The sequence below is a fragment of the Carnobacterium divergens genome, assembly GCF_900258435.1.
Classification (GTDB): domain Bacteria; phylum Bacillota; class Bacilli; order Lactobacillales; family Carnobacteriaceae; genus Carnobacterium; species Carnobacterium divergens_A.
This window is the reverse complement of the sequence record NZ_LT992558.1, coordinates 2,277,434-2,292,734: the sequence shown is the minus strand read 5'-3', so window position 1 is coordinate 2,292,734 and position 15,301 is coordinate 2,277,434. Positions and strand designations below refer to the sequence as shown.

Annotated in this window: 21 protein-coding genes; 2 read left to right on the top strand and 19 right to left on the bottom strand. The window is 27.6% G+C overall.

The window, feature by feature from the left end; genetic code table 11:
• Positions 1–198 precede the first annotated feature (198 nt).
• The 19 genes from CDIMF43_RS11550 to CDIMF43_RS13960 all read right to left on the bottom strand — a co-directional run bounded on the left by CDIMF43_RS11550 (position 199) and on the right by CDIMF43_RS13960 (position 13,206).
• Entirely contained in the window at positions 199–1,617 is a 1,419-nt protein-coding gene (locus CDIMF43_RS11550) for a hypothetical protein (protein ID WP_109842072.1), read from the bottom strand.
• Between the two features lie 36 nt (positions 1,618–1,653).
• Positions 1,654–2,124: a hypothetical protein gene (locus CDIMF43_RS11545; RefSeq protein WP_109842071.1), complete on the bottom strand. Its 471-nt coding sequence runs from the start codon at positions 2,122–2,124 to the stop codon at positions 1,654–1,656.
• Between the two features lie 781 nt (positions 2,125–2,905).
• Positions 2,906–3,022, bottom strand: a complete 117-nt coding sequence (locus tag CDIMF43_RS13830) for a putative holin-like toxin (protein WP_269845355.1) — start codon at positions 3,020–3,022, stop codon at positions 2,906–2,908.
• Between the two features lie 155 nt (positions 3,023–3,177).
• On the bottom strand, positions 3,178–3,402 hold the full coding sequence (locus CDIMF43_RS13910) for a helix-turn-helix domain-containing protein (protein WP_269845362.1): 225 nt from the start codon (positions 3,400–3,402) through the stop codon (positions 3,178–3,180).
• Positions 3,403–3,411: 9 nt separating this feature from the next.
• Entirely contained in the window at positions 3,412–3,606 is a 195-nt protein-coding gene (locus CDIMF43_RS11535; protein ID WP_109842069.1) for a hypothetical protein, read from the bottom strand.
• A gap of 232 nt (positions 3,607–3,838) precedes the next feature.
• Entirely contained in the window at positions 3,839–4,150 is a 312-nt protein-coding gene (locus tag CDIMF43_RS11530; protein WP_109842068.1) for a hypothetical protein, read from the bottom strand.
• A gap of 70 nt (positions 4,151–4,220) precedes the next feature.
• Positions 4,221–5,042: a DUF5677 domain-containing protein gene (locus CDIMF43_RS11525; RefSeq protein ID WP_109842067.1), complete on the bottom strand. Its 822-nt coding sequence runs from the start codon at positions 5,040–5,042 to the stop codon at positions 4,221–4,223.
• Positions 5,043–5,070: 28 nt separating this feature from the next.
• A complete protein-coding gene (locus CDIMF43_RS11520) occupies positions 5,071–5,634 on the bottom strand; it encodes a recombinase family protein (protein WP_109842066.1) in 564 nt (187 codons plus the stop codon).
• Between the two features lie 350 nt (positions 5,635–5,984).
• A complete protein-coding gene (locus CDIMF43_RS11515) occupies positions 5,985–7,193 on the bottom strand; it encodes an MFS transporter (protein ID WP_109842065.1) in 1,209 nt (402 codons plus the stop codon).
• A gap of 23 nt (positions 7,194–7,216) precedes the next feature.
• Positions 7,217–7,726, bottom strand: a complete 510-nt coding sequence (locus CDIMF43_RS11510; RefSeq protein WP_109842064.1) for a class I SAM-dependent methyltransferase — start codon at positions 7,724–7,726, stop codon at positions 7,217–7,219.
• A 9-nt stretch (positions 7,727–7,735) separates the two neighbouring features.
• Entirely contained in the window at positions 7,736–8,215 is a 480-nt protein-coding gene (locus CDIMF43_RS11505) for an NUDIX hydrolase (RefSeq protein ID WP_109842063.1), read from the bottom strand.
• Entirely contained in the window at positions 8,212–8,847 is a 636-nt protein-coding gene (locus CDIMF43_RS11500; protein WP_162532943.1) for a dTMP kinase, read from the bottom strand. Before CDIMF43_RS11500 ends, CDIMF43_RS11505 begins: the two co-directional genes overlap by 4 nt.
• A complete protein-coding gene (locus CDIMF43_RS11495; protein WP_109842061.1) occupies positions 8,840–9,994 on the bottom strand; it encodes a glycosyltransferase family 4 protein in 1,155 nt (384 codons plus the stop codon). Before CDIMF43_RS11495 ends, CDIMF43_RS11500 begins: the two co-directional genes overlap by 8 nt.
• Positions 9,994–10,440 carry a nucleoside-diphosphate kinase gene (locus CDIMF43_RS11490; RefSeq protein WP_152878526.1) on the bottom strand — a complete coding sequence of 149 codons (447 nt, stop codon included), beginning with the start codon at positions 10,438–10,440 and terminating at the stop codon, positions 9,994–9,996. Before CDIMF43_RS11490 ends, CDIMF43_RS11495 begins: the two co-directional genes overlap by 1 nt.
• A complete protein-coding gene (locus tag CDIMF43_RS11485; protein ID WP_109842059.1) occupies positions 10,409–11,203 on the bottom strand; it encodes a phosphotransferase family protein in 795 nt (264 codons plus the stop codon). The genes CDIMF43_RS11490 and CDIMF43_RS11485 overlap by 32 nt, the downstream gene beginning before the upstream one ends.
• A complete protein-coding gene (locus CDIMF43_RS11480; protein WP_109842058.1) occupies positions 11,204–11,761 on the bottom strand; it encodes a GTPase in 558 nt (185 codons plus the stop codon).
• A gap of 14 nt (positions 11,762–11,775) precedes the next feature.
• On the bottom strand, positions 11,776–12,030 hold the full coding sequence (locus CDIMF43_RS11475) for a PqqD family protein (protein ID WP_109842057.1): 255 nt from the start codon (positions 12,028–12,030) through the stop codon (positions 11,776–11,778).
• Positions 12,017–12,847 carry a nucleotidyltransferase domain-containing protein gene (locus CDIMF43_RS11470; RefSeq protein ID WP_109842056.1) on the bottom strand — a complete coding sequence of 277 codons (831 nt, stop codon included), beginning with the start codon at positions 12,845–12,847 and terminating at the stop codon, positions 12,017–12,019. Before CDIMF43_RS11470 ends, CDIMF43_RS11475 begins: the two co-directional genes overlap by 14 nt.
• Before the next feature lie 5 nt (positions 12,848–12,852).
• Complete coding sequence (locus CDIMF43_RS13960) at positions 12,853–13,206, bottom strand: CPBP family intramembrane glutamic endopeptidase (protein WP_227001285.1); 354 nt, start codon at positions 13,204–13,206, stop codon at positions 12,853–12,855.
• Positions 13,207–14,132: 926 nt separating this feature from the next.
• Between CDIMF43_RS13960 and CDIMF43_RS11460 the strand changes: the two genes are divergently transcribed.
• Together CDIMF43_RS11460 and CDIMF43_RS11455 are read left to right on the top strand one after the other, a co-directional pair.
• A complete protein-coding gene (locus tag CDIMF43_RS11460) occupies positions 14,133–14,345 on the top strand; it encodes a hypothetical protein (RefSeq protein WP_109842054.1) in 213 nt (70 codons plus the stop codon).
• Between the two features lie 274 nt (positions 14,346–14,619).
• On the top strand, positions 14,620–15,141 hold the full coding sequence (locus CDIMF43_RS11455) for a hypothetical protein (protein ID WP_109842053.1): 522 nt from the start codon (positions 14,620–14,622) through the stop codon (positions 15,139–15,141).
• Positions 15,142–15,301: the final 160 nt, after the last annotated feature.

Genomic DNA, 15,301 nt, shown 5'->3' with positions numbered 1-15,301 from the left:
ACACCTCGCTAGTTTATTTGTTTAGTCACTTTTATTTTAGCAAAGGTGTTCTTATTTTTGTACAAAAATAATCCAGATGCCAATCAATTTGACTGGTATCTGGATTTTTAGTTAGAACTTATGTCCCAAGCTCTTTAAAAATTTCTTAATTCCACACTTTTAAATGAACCTGTTATTCCTTCAATACTAAATGAGATTTTATTTATAAACTTCTGATCTTATTTCGTTAAATAATACTTTAGCAGAGATTCTTTCTGCTTCTTTCATTAAATTACTTAAAGTTCGTTCTTGTATATATCTCATTTGAAATAACATAATCAAACTTGCTGAAATCAGCTTCTTTTCATCTCTAAAAAGATAAAGAAGCTCACTTTCATGCTCTCTGTATACAGTCCAATTATTTATTAATAATTCAAATTTACTATAGTGCCATTCATCTAATTTTTCAGAAAAAGAACCGTATAGGTCATATACTAAATATTTCTTTGTATCAGAGATAGAATATTTTACAGAAGATAATAAATTATTTTTAGTTTCTATATTAGAAAGACTTATTATGTTTGAATTTTCTATAAAAAACTTTGCTAAATCACGTTTAGGTTGGTCAATATTATCAAAAATAATTCGTCCAAATGTATCAATAAATATTTGAGAATCTATGCTAAATTTATAAGATGAATCAAATTCATTCGTATATTGAAAATGAATAACTCCAACCGAACATTTTCTTATTTTTACTGGTAGAGTTCTATTGTTATTATTAAAGGCTTCTTTTATATATTTACGTAAAAAATCTACTGAATTTATTTTTTGGGCAATTTTTTTGTTAATTCTTCCATTATTAAACTTTATATTTGAAACAATACTATCTGAATTCGGCTGACTTTGAAAACTTTTTTTAATTTCATGAGAAAGTGACCATTTATTGTTTTTTGCATTATTTTGAAATTGGTTAATCTCATTTTTTGTATTATCAAAAATACCCAAATTTTTTATTAATCTTTCTTTGGATACTGCTTCATTTCCAGTATCATTAAGATATTTTTTTAATGACTTTAAAACGTTACTTGAATCTTTTTGGTAGTTCATTTCTAATAAATTGGGAAGCTCATACGTTAAATCATTAATAAACTGTTTAGGGCTAAATACTACAGCACGTAATTCTGGAATTTCTGATAAAATGTTAACATATCGACTACCTGCTATTTCATTTTTAATTAATTTTGATAGTTCGTTCATTTCCCCAGTAACTACATTCGTTGAACATGTTCCACCTATATTAATAGTTTCTTTTGTAATTTTATTAACTACGTAAAATTCTAACTTGTTTGCAGTATTGCACAATGAGCACCTTGTCCATTTAGTCCTATCGTTAGAAGGATTAGTGATAATAGGCTTATCTTTTCTAGGTTGCCATTCATTGCTTGAAATAGCCAACCATTCATTCTTTTTAGTTTTTATTTCATTTTCTATATCCGGGCTACATTGATTTACATGTATATCTTTATTTGAAAAAATAGCCTCAACAATTTTTTCAGATTCATTATTTTTTATATGACTACTAAACCTTAACAAATTTATTTCTGATTTTTTTAGAATTAATGAATTATTTGCCATTAAATCTCTCCCTTATATATCCGTACTTTATTTCAATTAAAAACCCACACTATTACCCATAAAACGACTTAAATATCCATTTTCAGCTAAACAATCCTCAACTAATCTAGTCATTTTATAATCAGAAAAAACTAAATCACTTTTTAAAAAATTTAAGTTTAAACTTTCGATATTTTTCAAACCAAAGCGATTAATAGTATAATGACTAGATATTGTTTGTAAAAATCCATCTGTATTAGTAAGTGTAAAAAAACCGCCTCTAACATTACATAAACCGACTTTTTTCATAATTTCAAGCGAAATAATCGTTTCAAGTATTTCAGCTTCTCTATACTCTAATAAGCCAATATCCCAAAACCCACACAAATATTCTACTGTATTTATCTTTACCCACTGAGATGCACGTTTTTTCTGATTTACTTGATCTTTAATCCTCTTTTTGTGAATAGTAGATCCAATGTAGTAACGATTTTTTTTAAGTTTGATTATATATAAATAAGTTGTCATACACTACCTCTTTTTATGTTCTAACATTGTTCAATATTTGATTTATTCTGATAAAAAAAGTATTTAGTAATTCCAATTCATCAAAACCATATATCCTCAATTCCGTTATATTTTGCAACACTAATATGGCCGATAATAATTCTCTATAATTCGTTTTTTCTAATATTGTTGTAAAAATCACATACCACTTTATTAAATCCTCCAAAAATTTAATATACATACCCATCTTAATAATTATAACACAAGATGAACAACTGAATAAATAAATTTTCCTGCAATTTTAATAGATATGCCAGTTCTCCTATTTGTAAAATAAAGGTTCCCACCATTCAGTTCTCATTGTCGTATTCGGTACTATCTCATATTTAAAAGACAACATTTTTTAAAGTATTGATATTTCACTCAATTTTATAAGCCCCACATAACTTTGTGTCATAAATACTATATATTTAATTCTATCTTTAAATTTGTTTTATTATATGTAAAAGAGACCAACAAAATTGTTTGCTGATCTCTTGCGCCAATCTTCTATGGTAGATTGTTACCTTATATTATCATACTTGTACATTTGTATGCACTATTTTCTGAAATGAGCTTAGAATCTTTGTAACAAAAAAAATAGAAAAGAGAGTCTACTACCTCTTAAAATTTTGCAATTTAGTAACCAACTTGTTATAATGAAATAGAAAAAGAGACCATGCTTCAACATGATCTCTTTAACTTAAAGTAGGCCGTTCAAAAGACGGTAGCTAGAATTTGATTATATCAAAAAATGACCAATCTAAAACTCTTCGCTAAAGTGTTTTATTAGATGGTCATTTTTTGTATTATCGTTTTTTAGTAGTAGAACCAATGTCGCAAACGCAATCATTAGGCTCAACGCTTCAAAAACAGTCAAGTCAAGTCTATTCCTTTCTAGGAGTAAACCTAATTAAATACATAGGCATCACCCCTTTTTCAAGAGATTTAGCCACCATCTTTCGCACTTTCTACATGTGCTATTATACCACACCAAATAAAAATATTGGATAAAAAAAGCAACGCTGCTAATTATTAAGTAGCGTTGCTTTTTTCATGTTGCTGTTCATATTCATATTTAATTTTATAGACTGTAGGTCTACTGATATCTAGCTCTTTAGCAATTCTACTGATTGCTTTTCCTTTATTCAATTTATCAATCACCGATTGATAAACCAATCTTTTTTGCCTATCTTTAGCATTTGTTCCGTAAGCAGGGCGACGTCCTTTACCTGCGTATACACCATTTTTTTTAGCAATTTCTATTCCCTAAAGTTGCTTTCTTTTATTCTCTAATCGTTCATTTTGAGACGCCCAGGCTAACGTTTGAATCAGCATATCTCGAATGAACTTTTGAAGGTTGGGGTCTCCGAACTCTTGATTTAACGCTGGCAAGTTTAAAACTCTTAGAACAACACTTTTATTATCTAACTGTTGTACCATTTCTTTGATTTGATAGATCACTGACTCATTACGTCTCAGGACTTACTATAGCTTCGCAACTCTTTTACTTACTAACTCGTTTAACATACTTCCATGCTATTTTTTCTGATCTTTTTTGATTATCTTAGAAATTCGTCTTTAATACGTCGTCCGACATACAGCTGTCATAAATAGTTCGCTTTTCAAAGAATTTATCCGGTTAATTTCCAGCTTCAGGAAAGTGAAAGTTCATTATATATCCGAACTATCATTTTTAGGATCTTTCTTCTATACGTTTCAGTACACTTAATAAAACTTCTCCTGTCCATCCTTCTTCTTCTGAACCATCCAGCATAGCAATAGTTTTAAAATTTTTGTCAAAATCATCCAATCCATACTTTTCATGATTCCTTTTACCTGTGACCATTCCTAATTCTCCGTTGCTTCCACGTTTATAATATATATTATATCCACCATACAATGAACCTTTGTATTTATCTGTTTTCAAAAAACTGTATTCAGAAAAATCAGGACAAATTCTTTTCATCAATTCTATTATCTGCAATTCACTTTTCGAATGCTCCATTTTAGTACTTCCTCCTACTGATTGTTTTTGAATTATTTTAATATCCAGGTATACATTTACAATCTATTGTTTACTTTTCCCAATATTTTTTGTTTTTTTCATCCTGTGTTAGCAAATAGTCAATTTGAGTACCGCACTTATTTTTAGCCTTACTGTAAACAATTAAATACGTAGTAGGTTCTTCTAATAATTTATTTATAGCTACAAGTAGTACCCAGTCTTGTCTGCTAAATCCATTTAGTGATTTTGATCCTAATGACAAAAGAATACCTGTACCATGAGTATCTTCTGATTGCATGTTGTAAAGAAAACTTGTATATTTTTTTGAAATTTTTCCATATCTATCAATAAAGTCCTGTTTTGATTTAAAATCTGTACATGCAGTAAACCAAAGCTTTTTATTTTTACTTTTATTTTTATAGTACTTATCTCTTTCGTTTGTAAAGTATGTCAGGGCATCAGAAATTGTTTCAAATTTATAGCCTGTTAACGGTGAAAGATATTTGACAGAAGTTTCAATCTCTTTTTTATCTTCAGTATCATCCATTTTACTGTAAAGTTTACTCACTCTGTGCATATAATGTTGCATAGTAAAAATATTTAGTAATTTTGCTCTTTTTTTTACAATAATCTTGGCCTCAGGATATTCTAGTATACAGTTTATATTCGCAGTAGTTTCGATGCATTTTCTAAATAATGATTTCGCTGCTAAGTATTTTTTTTCTTTAACAAGCAGGTTTATAGATTCTACTGTTTGGACCAAGTTAAAGTATAGTGCATGTATCACATTATCTGCTTCTACTTGGCTTTTCCCTTTATTTATTTTCCTACAAATCTCATTAATTTCATAATAACATGAGATTTCTTTTTTATTTAATAGCAGCTCATTCATTCAATTTTCACCCCATTTAATAAATTACTTACTTTGATTTTCTTTGTCTAAGATATCTATATAAAGTCGATGGACTTATTCCAGTCATCTCTTTAATTTCTCGGCCTGAATACTGCTTTGTTTCATATAAACTTATCGCTTGATCTAATTTTTTTTGATTCACAGTAGGACGACCACCCACACGTCCTCTTGCTCTGGCACTTTTAAGACCTTCTTTCGTACGATCAACAATCAAGTCACGTTCAAACTCTGCAAAAGCTTGAAAGACGGTTAGCATTAATTTACCCTGGGGCGTGGACGTATCAAATTTTTCTTTATCACTGATCACGTTGACTTTTTTTTGAGAAAAGAAATCAACAAGATCAATTAAATCTTTTGTACTACGGCCAAGTCTACTCCAACTTTCAACGATTACCGTATCACCTTCTCGAACAACATCTTTTAATTTATTTAATGCTGGTCGATTAGATTTAGTTCCTGATATTTTTTCTGTCAAAATTTCATTACAATTATATTTTTCTAAAATATCTAATTGACGATTTAATTCTTGAGAACGAGTGCTTACTCGAGCATACCCATAAATGTAATTCATAACATCACTCCTACTTTATTATACCATAAAGGGAGGTTATTAATACATAGATTTTAGCATAAGTTTTAGTACTATTTAATTAAAAATATAAAGGATAAATTGAATTTATCCTCACAGTGCTAAAAACAACCGTTTTTAGCACTGTCATATACACAAAAAAATCCTAACACTTAAATATACTTATTGATTTATCTTTTGAAAGTAAGAAATGACTAACTCAGATTTTTAATTTTATAAGGTTGCCTACATGCTATCAATACTGATAATGTTTGACAATTCGACTAAAAAAAAAGCCTTCATACTACTAAGGCTATTCCTTTTCTCACTGACAAGGAATTTTATTGTGCATCTTAGAGTACTCTCCACTTATACAATGAAAAATAAACTATAAGTGATCCTATACACAAAATAATGAAATATACCAGACTTACAACTAAAGAACTCACGATAGGATAAAGCAATATTGTTAGACGCGATACAAATTCAGCACCTGTTGAACTTAAAGAATAAAAAGCATTATATGACCCCCGTTTATTAAAAGGAATTAAATCTAACATTTTAGAATTAGTTATTGGAGCGTATATTAACTCACCGAATGAAGCTGCTATAGTACCAATTACTAATATCCACCAAATATTAGCAGTGAAATTTATTGAATAACCAATACAATAAATTAATAGCCCCATTATCAATACGGATTGTTGGTTTATTTTTTTTGTCACTGCCTCAATTGAAAAAGTGAATAAAACTACTATTAAGGTATTTATTACACCTATATAAGAAAACATCGTAACACCAGATACATTCAAGCTGAATATATTGATTGGTGTAAAGTCATGGGCCAACCTAACAGCTACATAGCTGTATGTACTCATCTCTCCTGAAAATAATATCAACATTCCTAGTGTTAATAATACAAATCTTTTATCTTTAAGAACATCACGGTAAGAACTTAATAAATCCACCACTATATTTTTTTTCTTTTTCTGTTGCATAAATTCATATGTTTCTGATATGAAGAATGTGTAAATTAACGATAAAGTAAATGTTGAAATGAAAGCCGCAAAAAATAAATAAACCTTATAATTTTCATATAAAATCCCACCCAAAAAGGTTCCTAATGCTAGCGAAAGATTAATTAGCCAATAATCAATTCTAAACACTAATTCTCTATTTTGGTCGTTTACTGAATCTTGAATAAGCGCTGTAAGACTAGGTCTTCGAAATGAAGAAAATAAAGTGTAAAGTATGTAGCTAGTCAAGAAGATATAAGCTTCTGCATAGTATATAGACACACCTAATAGTAATAGAGAAAAAGCCTCGCTGTAAGAAGAAATAATCAAAACTTTTTTTCTTGGAAGCCTATCAATCAAATATCCTGAAACAACATTTACAATAAAACTTAATACTACTACTGAGGTCAAAAATATTGACGAAAACTTTACGTTAATTATATTCGACAGATATATTGCCATAAAAGGAAATATAGCACTTGAAATTAATCTATTAACGAATCCCCCCCATAAACGTATATGTATATTGAAAGATAAACTATTCAATAATACCCCTCCATTTCTATATATTATTTCTTAATCACATACCAAACATAATCATTTTCAATAGTTACCTCATTTTCAAAGAATTCATCTACAGCTATTTTTACACCCTCTATATTTGGATAATCATAATCATGTCCTGAAATAATCCCTCCTTTTTTTACTTTTTCTTTCCAAATTTTAATATCTTCTAAAACGAATTCATATTCATGATTACCATCAATAAATACCAAATCAAGGGAATTGTTAGGAACATCTTTTGCTGCATCTTTGGAAAATTTTTTTAAAAATAGTGTATTGTTATATACTAGAACCTCTTTTTTTAACTTTTTATACGCATTATCTAACAATTGAATATTTGCTTTTGTATCATTGTATTGATCATAATTTTCGTACGGATCTATTACCCAATACTTTTCTATGCTCAGATTATTCAGTAAATATTTAGAAACTTTCCCTTCATAAACACCTATCTCAGCTATATGCAAATTACCCTTATTTTTTAATATCTTTTCTAATATTTCCCATCTTTTCATACTCCACTATCATTCCTTTACAATCCAATTTTTGTAGCTACTGACTTCTAATAAAGTTTGTGAATTATCATTTTCAATTTCTTGTAACAATTTCAATATTACGGGAGATGAATTTCCTATGTTCAATTTTTCTATTTCCACCCATAAACTACCTGAAGAATCATTAACCTCATTTAATAATTCTAACTGATTATTATTTTCTTTTTTTATATCAATATTATATAAAACAAATATATGGTGTACAATTACACCGTCTTGCTGTATAAATGAATCATAACATCTAACTTTAGAATATTCGGTGACAGAAAATTTCGTTTCCTCTATTACTTCTCTTTCTAATGTATCTACAAGTCCTTCAAATTTTTTTGGACTCCCACCTGGTAAATCATATCTATTTTTGTAAGGCCCTGTGTTCTTGTTTATGCATAAAAGTTTTTCTTCTCTTATACAAACACCATATACGCCGAAATGAGTTTTATATGTTGTCAAAGTAATTCATATCCTTTCAAAAATACTATTAGTTGTTTGAAAATGTCAGTTTTCATTTCACTACCATCAACTATAATGTAATTTTTTTCTTTTTTTATAAGTTCTTTCATTTTTATTCTTACTAAAGTTTGAAACTTTATAAACGAGTCTTCCTTACTATCGTTCTTAAATATATCTAAACCGGATTCCCAATAATTTATGCTATCTCCTAGTCTATTAATACTTTTTTGAGGTATGATATCCAAATACAAAATAGCATTGGGCTTTAAACACTGTTGAAGTAAAAAATTTAAAACGTCATTATTTACATTTCTAGCAAACCCTCTAGCTACTACAGAATAAATATATCTATCGAAAATAACAATATAGCCCTTTTTTAAATAGAAATCTACATATTGATGAAATTGATCTTTTATGCTCATAAAGTGCAAGTAAGTGTTAACTTCACCTGAAAATTTTCTTTTTTTTCCTTCTTTTATGGCACTTAATGTAGTGTATGACATATTGTATCTTGCGACTAAAACTTTGTAGCCTTTTGATTTATAATACTTAGATAACCATTTAATTTGTGTGCTTTTACCCGCTCCGTCATTACCCTCTACTGCAATCAAAAAACCTTTATCCTTATTCATTATAAAATCTTTCAATTGCTTGCTCGTATATATCAAGTGTTTGTAAACAAATTTCATTAGCTCTCAAAGTATTCAAATCATTTTTGGCATTTAAAGTAATTTTTTCAATGTATTTATTATCTAAACTTACAACTTTTAATAGTACATTAGAAATATTATGTTGAATGTAAGGATCACATAACCACCCATTTTCTTCATTTATTATTTCAGGTATTCCACCATATTTACTACCAATTGTAGGACACATAGCATCCATTGATTCTAATACAACATATGGAAAATTTTCATAAAGAGAAGGAAAAACTGAACAAGCTGATCTTGATAATATTTTTTTAATTTCTTCTTGTGATAAATGACCTAAAAATTCCACTCTATTATGATACTGGTTTTCTATTATAGAATAGATATACTCTTTTGTAGAGAAATCTTTATCATTTCTTTTAGTATCTTTACCTATAAAAATGAACTTGTGTGTAGTGTTTTTTGAAAAAAATGTATTTAACTCTTCCGCCAACTTTAACAAACCTTTTCGTTCTTCCAAGCTTCCTACAAATAAGATCATATTTTCCTTTTCACTATAAGGTAATTCACTTGAAATATAAGGATTTTGTACTACAGCAATTTCTTTAGTATAATCTAATTCATTTATTATAATTTCTTTTAAAGACTTTGAGCAACTGTATACCATATCTGCATCCAAAATATCATGCTTTTCTTGTATTTCCAATTTTTTTGTATACGAATTGGTTTTAAGTTTATTATAGTACCGCCAAACCCACAGTGGAGTGTGTAACTTAACAACTATCGGCTTAACTCTATTTTTTATATAATAATGACTTTCTGCTCCCCAATCAGCTACTTCAAAAACATCAATAATACTTTCAAGTTCAGTCATTTTTTTTGCTACTTTTAGCCTATAATCTTCAGTATCAAAATTATTCTTATTTTTTGAAAAGGAATCGCTAATAAAGTGAACTGTTGCTCCATTAATATATTCTACCCTATCTTGAGAATTAAAAGTTTTGCATATTACATGTATCTCATGATCCATTTGAGCAAATTGTTTACTTATTATCCATTGATACGTACTTATCCCACCTTTTGGTGTTTCAAGTGGAAACTCTTCTGAAACCATGCATATTTTCATTATTTATCCTCCTTGGGAAACCAAATTGAATATTCTCTGCGAAATTCTTTTGGATTGTCACTAGCATGTATTATATTTTCACAACTTCTTTTTTCAGATAGGGCTTTATCATAACTATCTATTCCAAAATCATGTCTAATAGTACCTACTTCAGCGTTCTCTGGATCAGAAGCACCAATTAAATCACGCATTTTTTTACAAATATCTTTTCCTTCAAGTATTATTACTATTACTTGTTTATTAACAAAATAATTGGATATTCGATGAGTGATATCTATAGGACAATTTTTTAAATTCTCTTCATAGTGCTTTAGTATCTTATCGTTAGTAACTCTTAAGTAACTCATTTTTTTAATGGTCCCTTTTTCCAATAATTTCGACGTAACCTTACTCACAATTTCTCTTTCTAAACAATCAGGTTTTAATATAATTAATGTCTGTTCCAATATTTTTAATTCCTTTCAAAATAATTTTTAAATCATTGAACCAGCTTACCCAATTATCGACAATCCAATCATCTAAACTTGATTTATTTGTACATTCTAAGTATTTTTTTTGGTATATTACTTTAATAATATACATAACAATATCTGACAATGGAATTCCATATGTCTGGAATTCCATTTCAATTTTTTTGAAAGTTTCAGAGGTTAGCTTTCCAGCTATGGGATTAAAGTATTTAAATATATATATTGCTAAATCAAAATATTTAGGAGAAAAACAAACCTCATCAAAATCAATTAAATTAATCAGCTTCCTATTTATCAATATATTTCCGTAATGTAAATCACCATGTGAAATATACTGTTCCGAACTTTTCCACTGTAATTGATTAGAAAGATCAATAAAAAGTTTTTCTAGGTTATTAAAAATTGATTGCCAATAGCTGTCATGAAATAATGAATTTTTTTTATTTAAGATTTTTCTGTATTTGTTAATTTCATTTATAAAAGTATAAGGCTTTGTTTCAAATTCTACTTTTTTCCGTGTTTTACAGTCCAGTAGATTCATTATATAGAATTTTACTTCATTATAGGAATCAATGTTATCCAAAGGAAGTCTACTACCTTCAATATAATTATACTCAATATAAACTTCCTGATCACATATATTACTATATAGAGTAACATTCCATGATTCATTATTTACAAAATTCCCATATATATAAATTAAATTGTATTTTTCTTTGTAAAATACTTTTTTCTTCATTTAATTACCCTCGAAATAATAATTATTTAAATCATTTTTTACTTTTTGAACCATTTCTGATATGCTGCTAAAATCTTCAATGTAATAAATTCTGTTTGCGGAAAAGTCACAATATCTATCTAAAATTTTTAATTCTTTTTCCATTTCTGCAATTCTATATTCCATATCAGTAGGAATATATTTATAAGTAGCTTCTTTAATTTTATTTACTGGATTTCTTGATGTTATAATACAAACAAATTTATTTTTATACTTTTTGCTGTATTCTTTTAATTTCTTCAACGATGAGTTTAACACTAATATCTGATTACCTCTGATATTAAGGTGTTTTTTTGCCACTCCATAATATATTCCAGAATCATCATTAGCTTTTATATACATATCATTACTAAAAAAATAAGATGTTTCTTTATAGGCGTAAAAGCCTGCATCATCGGACCTTTCAGCTCTATTCGTAACGTGCTTAGGAATATAGTATCTGCTGTCTTTTTTTAATTCATTGATTAAGGTACTTTTTCCAACATTGGGAGTTCCCATAATTATTAATTCATTGTACATAGCTAAAACCACTTTCAATGTATGCTTATTATATTATACTTATTTAAATTCTTTAGTAGAGAGTTAATGTCTTTTTTTGCTTTTTTTTCAGTAACCTCATATTCGGTCAATATTAAATCTACTACTTGATCTTCTGAGATATCATCTTCTATTTTTTCCCAAACAAATGCCCCTATGCCATCTAAATGAAAAACGTTATCGTCAGCAATTAAAAATATATCTCCTTCATATTCCTTCAAAGTAACAAATGGATTTTTAGTTATTTTCATTTATAAGCTCCTTTTCTATTAGTATATTTATTTTTTGACATGTTTTCATAACATCTAACGTCTTATGTTTCATTGAATCATTTTCTAATAGATTTACATTTTTATATGCTGAGTACATACAGCCGATTAAATCTAATTTGTTTGCATATTGTTTATTGTATCTATTAATCTTTTTAAACATCCATTTTCTATTAGGGTTTGTTTCTCCATGTATTGCTAGAAAAACATTAACGCAGTTTTCCAATAAATCCATTGCCATATAATATGAAGTATCGTACATTTCTTCCTGATATGCACCTTGAATATCTTTTGTCTTTACTGCGTAATAGTCTTTTGTCATTTGTGCAGGAAGTTTATTAAATTTTTCAAAATTTACCGATTTTTGAAGTGAATAAAAATTTTTTTCATTTATCAAAGGTACTCCGTATTTTAACCTATGAAATAAATCATATCTTTCATCGTTATAATTAGCCACCGAGTTGTCCAGCTGAGTAATAAACTCTTTAACATAGTCAATTTCATAAAACTCTATATCTAAATCAGTATTTTCAAATGCTGAAGTAATGATAACTTTATTATTTTTATTAAATAAATTAAAGCCTTTATTTACTTCAAAATATCTCTGAGTCTTTTCTTTTAAATCTGTATTTTTATAAAACACAAAAATATCAACATCTGATTTTTCATTACCAAAGCCTTCCATTATTGATCCAGCTATGTATATTGTATAACTGTCATCATTATCAAAGTATCTATAAAAATTAGTTTTTTCAAAAAAGTTGTAAATAGTTTTTTTTATTTTTAATATATTTCCCATAATTATCACAACCCTATATTGTATTTATATTTTCTTAAATAAATAAAAAACCAAGGCAAATTATATAGTACATGAAATAAAATACTGTAAGCCAAATTTCCTGTGTATAAGTAAATTAAAGTTGATATTATTGAAAAAACAGTGATTTTCAAATGATATTTCAAGTCACTTTTTCTTCCAATATAGTGAGCTAGGTTAAATAAAACCATACTGATTATACAAAATATCAAAATTTCGAGTTTAGAAGAATTTATTGGAATCGTTCCTCTATAGAATAATTCTTCTATAACAGGAATGATAAATACCTCACCACTACGAGATATCAAATTTCCTAAAGTTGTTCGTGGTTGAAATTTCATGTAGCTTTTTTTTAAAGACCTTTTGAGTTGTTCATAGTCTATAAATCTTAATATTGCTGATAAAAAAAAAACTATTATAATTGGAAGTATATCTACCCTTGTAGAAATATTTGGGAACGGAAAGAACAAAAAAATTGATAGATAAAATAAATCAATGGTTACTATTCTTACAATTCTAAGATACATATTACCTCTAACAAATTTTCTAATTAACAAAGACATTATATTTGAAATAATAAAAACAAGCGTAAATATAACTATCATAGCTACCTACCTAACTAATAATTAAAATCTAATTTTATTTTATTTAGAATTTCTATTTAGCCTTCTCAAAGTAAGTATCTTTCTTTTATAAAGACTAAATAGAAATATCGATACTATACTGGACGATTAGCTGCAATAGCAAGTTCAGCATCTACTTTTACTAATTTAGGAGTAACGTATTCTTTTCTCATCATTAACACCACCTTTACTAATATATTTAACATTTTAGTTTAATCACATTCTAATTTCAATGTTATATTTATATTTTCTATTTTTTATTTTTAATAATTTATTTATTGTCTTTAAAATTGGATAATTGTTTAAGAATCTACTATCATTGTTTCATAACTTACATTTTTAAGTACCTAGTTATTAAATCATTTAACTTAATGTTATTCACACGCTTATACTATACATAAACAATTAATCGAATTATTAAAGGTTTTACGCAAATATTCAAAAAACATCAACACCCTGTTCTAGGAAATTCGAGTTGCAACATAATCAGTATTTACTTTTTTATCACCTTCATTGTCACTGACCATGTTATCCCTCCCTTTGATTTATTGATTTCTTCAATTAATACTAGTAAGCATCCGTATACTGCTAGTCCAACAAGTAATGCAGTTAATTTTAATTTTTAACAAATCAGGAGGATCAAAATGCTTTTAACAACTGGTCAAGAAATTTCTGCCACCAACGTACATGGTGAACAAGTGACAGGTATTGTAACTGCTATCTTAAAAAATACAGTAATTGTTTCTCAAAGCTTCACCAATGAACTGGTGCCAAAAGAAATACTAAAAACCCAAGGATACACTTTTACAAATAAGAATACAGGCCCCAAAGCAATTAATGTTCGATCAACTAAATAAGTAATTCATTTAGTCTTCTTGAATAACTAAAAAAAGCCATTCTCTCATTGAGAATTATAGCTAGTATCGATCAAAGTACTTAGTTAATTTTAGTGTAACAGCTGAAAAATGGTACTATTTAAATCAAAATATGACAAAGGATAAATTGATTTTATCCTTGTAGTGCTAAAAATAACCGTTTTTAGCACTGTTCTGTTATAAAGCAACTAATATCTTATCAGTATAGAACTTCGCTATGTTATAATAAAAATATCAATTCTTGGAGGTTAATATAATGTCTCAATTCAATCTTTTTTTCTTTTTTACTTTTATTTTTATGGTAATCCTTTTCATTTCCAACTATACTTACAAATTTAAACTTAAACAATTTAAAATAAAATATGATTCTCATCAATTTTCATCAGATAATAGCCCTTTATACAAAATATATCCTGTTGAAAAAAAAATCCACAAACTGATCTATTATCTGTATATTATTGGTTTAGTATTATTTGTAGCTGGATTATTTTTAGTTTTGTCAAATATGGATGTGTCTACTAGTTACATGCAATTTGGGCTATTTTTATTAATCCTTTCTGCTGTTATTAACTTAGTTGTGACTATTAATTACTTCAGGATTATTAAAAAAGAGCAACTTGCTTTGCAAATATATTCATCATCCAACAATCTTGAAAATAAGGCGCTTTTTATATTGCCTGCTAAGATTACATTCTATAAAAAAATTTCATATGTTAGTTTATTTTTGGCTCAAAGTTGTTTACTAGTATCATTCATTACAGAGTCTGGTCTTGTTTAATTAATAATATAAATATCATAAAAAAAAGAGCTTGGGACATAAGTTCTAACTAAAAATCCAGCTACCAGTCAAATTGATTGGCATCTGGATTATTTTTGTACAAAAATAAGAACACCTTTGCTAAAATAAAAGTGACTAAACAAATAAACTAGCGAGGTGT

What these genes read in the sequence shown, in the direction of transcription:
- CDIMF43_RS11550 (WP_109842072.1), bottom strand. Translation starts at nt 1,617, where the DNA reads ATGGCAAATAATTCATTAATTCTAAAAAAATCAGAAATAAATTTGTTA.
- CDIMF43_RS11545 (WP_109842071.1), bottom strand. Translation starts at nt 2,124, where the DNA reads ATGACAACTTATTTATATATAATCAAACTTAAAAAAAATCGTTACTAC.
- CDIMF43_RS11530 (WP_109842068.1), bottom strand. Translation starts at nt 4,150, where the DNA reads ATGGAGCATTCGAAAAGTGAATTGCAGATAATAGAATTGATGAAAAGA.
- CDIMF43_RS11525 (WP_109842067.1), bottom strand. Translation starts at nt 5,042, where the DNA reads ATGAATGAGCTGCTATTAAATAAAAAAGAAATCTCATGTTATTATGAA.
- CDIMF43_RS11520 (WP_109842066.1), bottom strand. Translation starts at nt 5,634, where the DNA reads ATGAATTACATTTATGGGTATGCTCGAGTAAGCACTCGTTCTCAAGAA.
- CDIMF43_RS11510 (WP_109842064.1), bottom strand. Translation starts at nt 7,726, where the DNA reads ATGAAAAGATGGGAAATATTAGAAAAGATATTAAAAAATAAGGGTAAT.
- CDIMF43_RS11500 (WP_162532943.1), bottom strand. Translation starts at nt 8,847, where the DNA reads ATGAATAAGGATAAAGGTTTTTTGATTGCAGTAGAGGGTAATGACGGA.
- CDIMF43_RS11495 (WP_109842061.1), bottom strand. Translation starts at nt 9,994, where the DNA reads ATGAAAATATGCATGGTTTCAGAAGAGTTTCCACTTGAAACACCAAAA.
- CDIMF43_RS11485 (WP_109842059.1), bottom strand. Translation starts at nt 11,203, where the DNA reads ATGAAGAAAAAAGTATTTTACAAAGAAAAATACAATTTAATTTATATA.
- CDIMF43_RS11480 (WP_109842058.1), bottom strand. Translation starts at nt 11,761, where the DNA reads ATGTACAATGAATTAATAATTATGGGAACTCCCAATGTTGGAAAAAGT.
- CDIMF43_RS11475 (WP_109842057.1), bottom strand. Translation starts at nt 12,030, where the DNA reads ATGAAAATAACTAAAAATCCATTTGTTACTTTGAAGGAATATGAAGGA.
- CDIMF43_RS11470 (WP_109842056.1), bottom strand. Translation starts at nt 12,847, where the DNA reads ATGGGAAATATATTAAAAATAAAAAAAACTATTTACAACTTTTTTGAA.
- CDIMF43_RS13960 (WP_227001285.1), bottom strand. Translation starts at nt 13,206, where the DNA reads ATGAAATTTCAACCACGAACAACTTTAGGAAATTTGATATCTCGTAGT.
- CDIMF43_RS11460 (WP_109842054.1), top strand. Translation starts at nt 14,133, where the DNA reads ATGCTTTTAACAACTGGTCAAGAAATTTCTGCCACCAACGTACATGGT.
- CDIMF43_RS11455 (WP_109842053.1), top strand. Translation starts at nt 14,620, where the DNA reads ATGTCTCAATTCAATCTTTTTTTCTTTTTTACTTTTATTTTTATGGTA.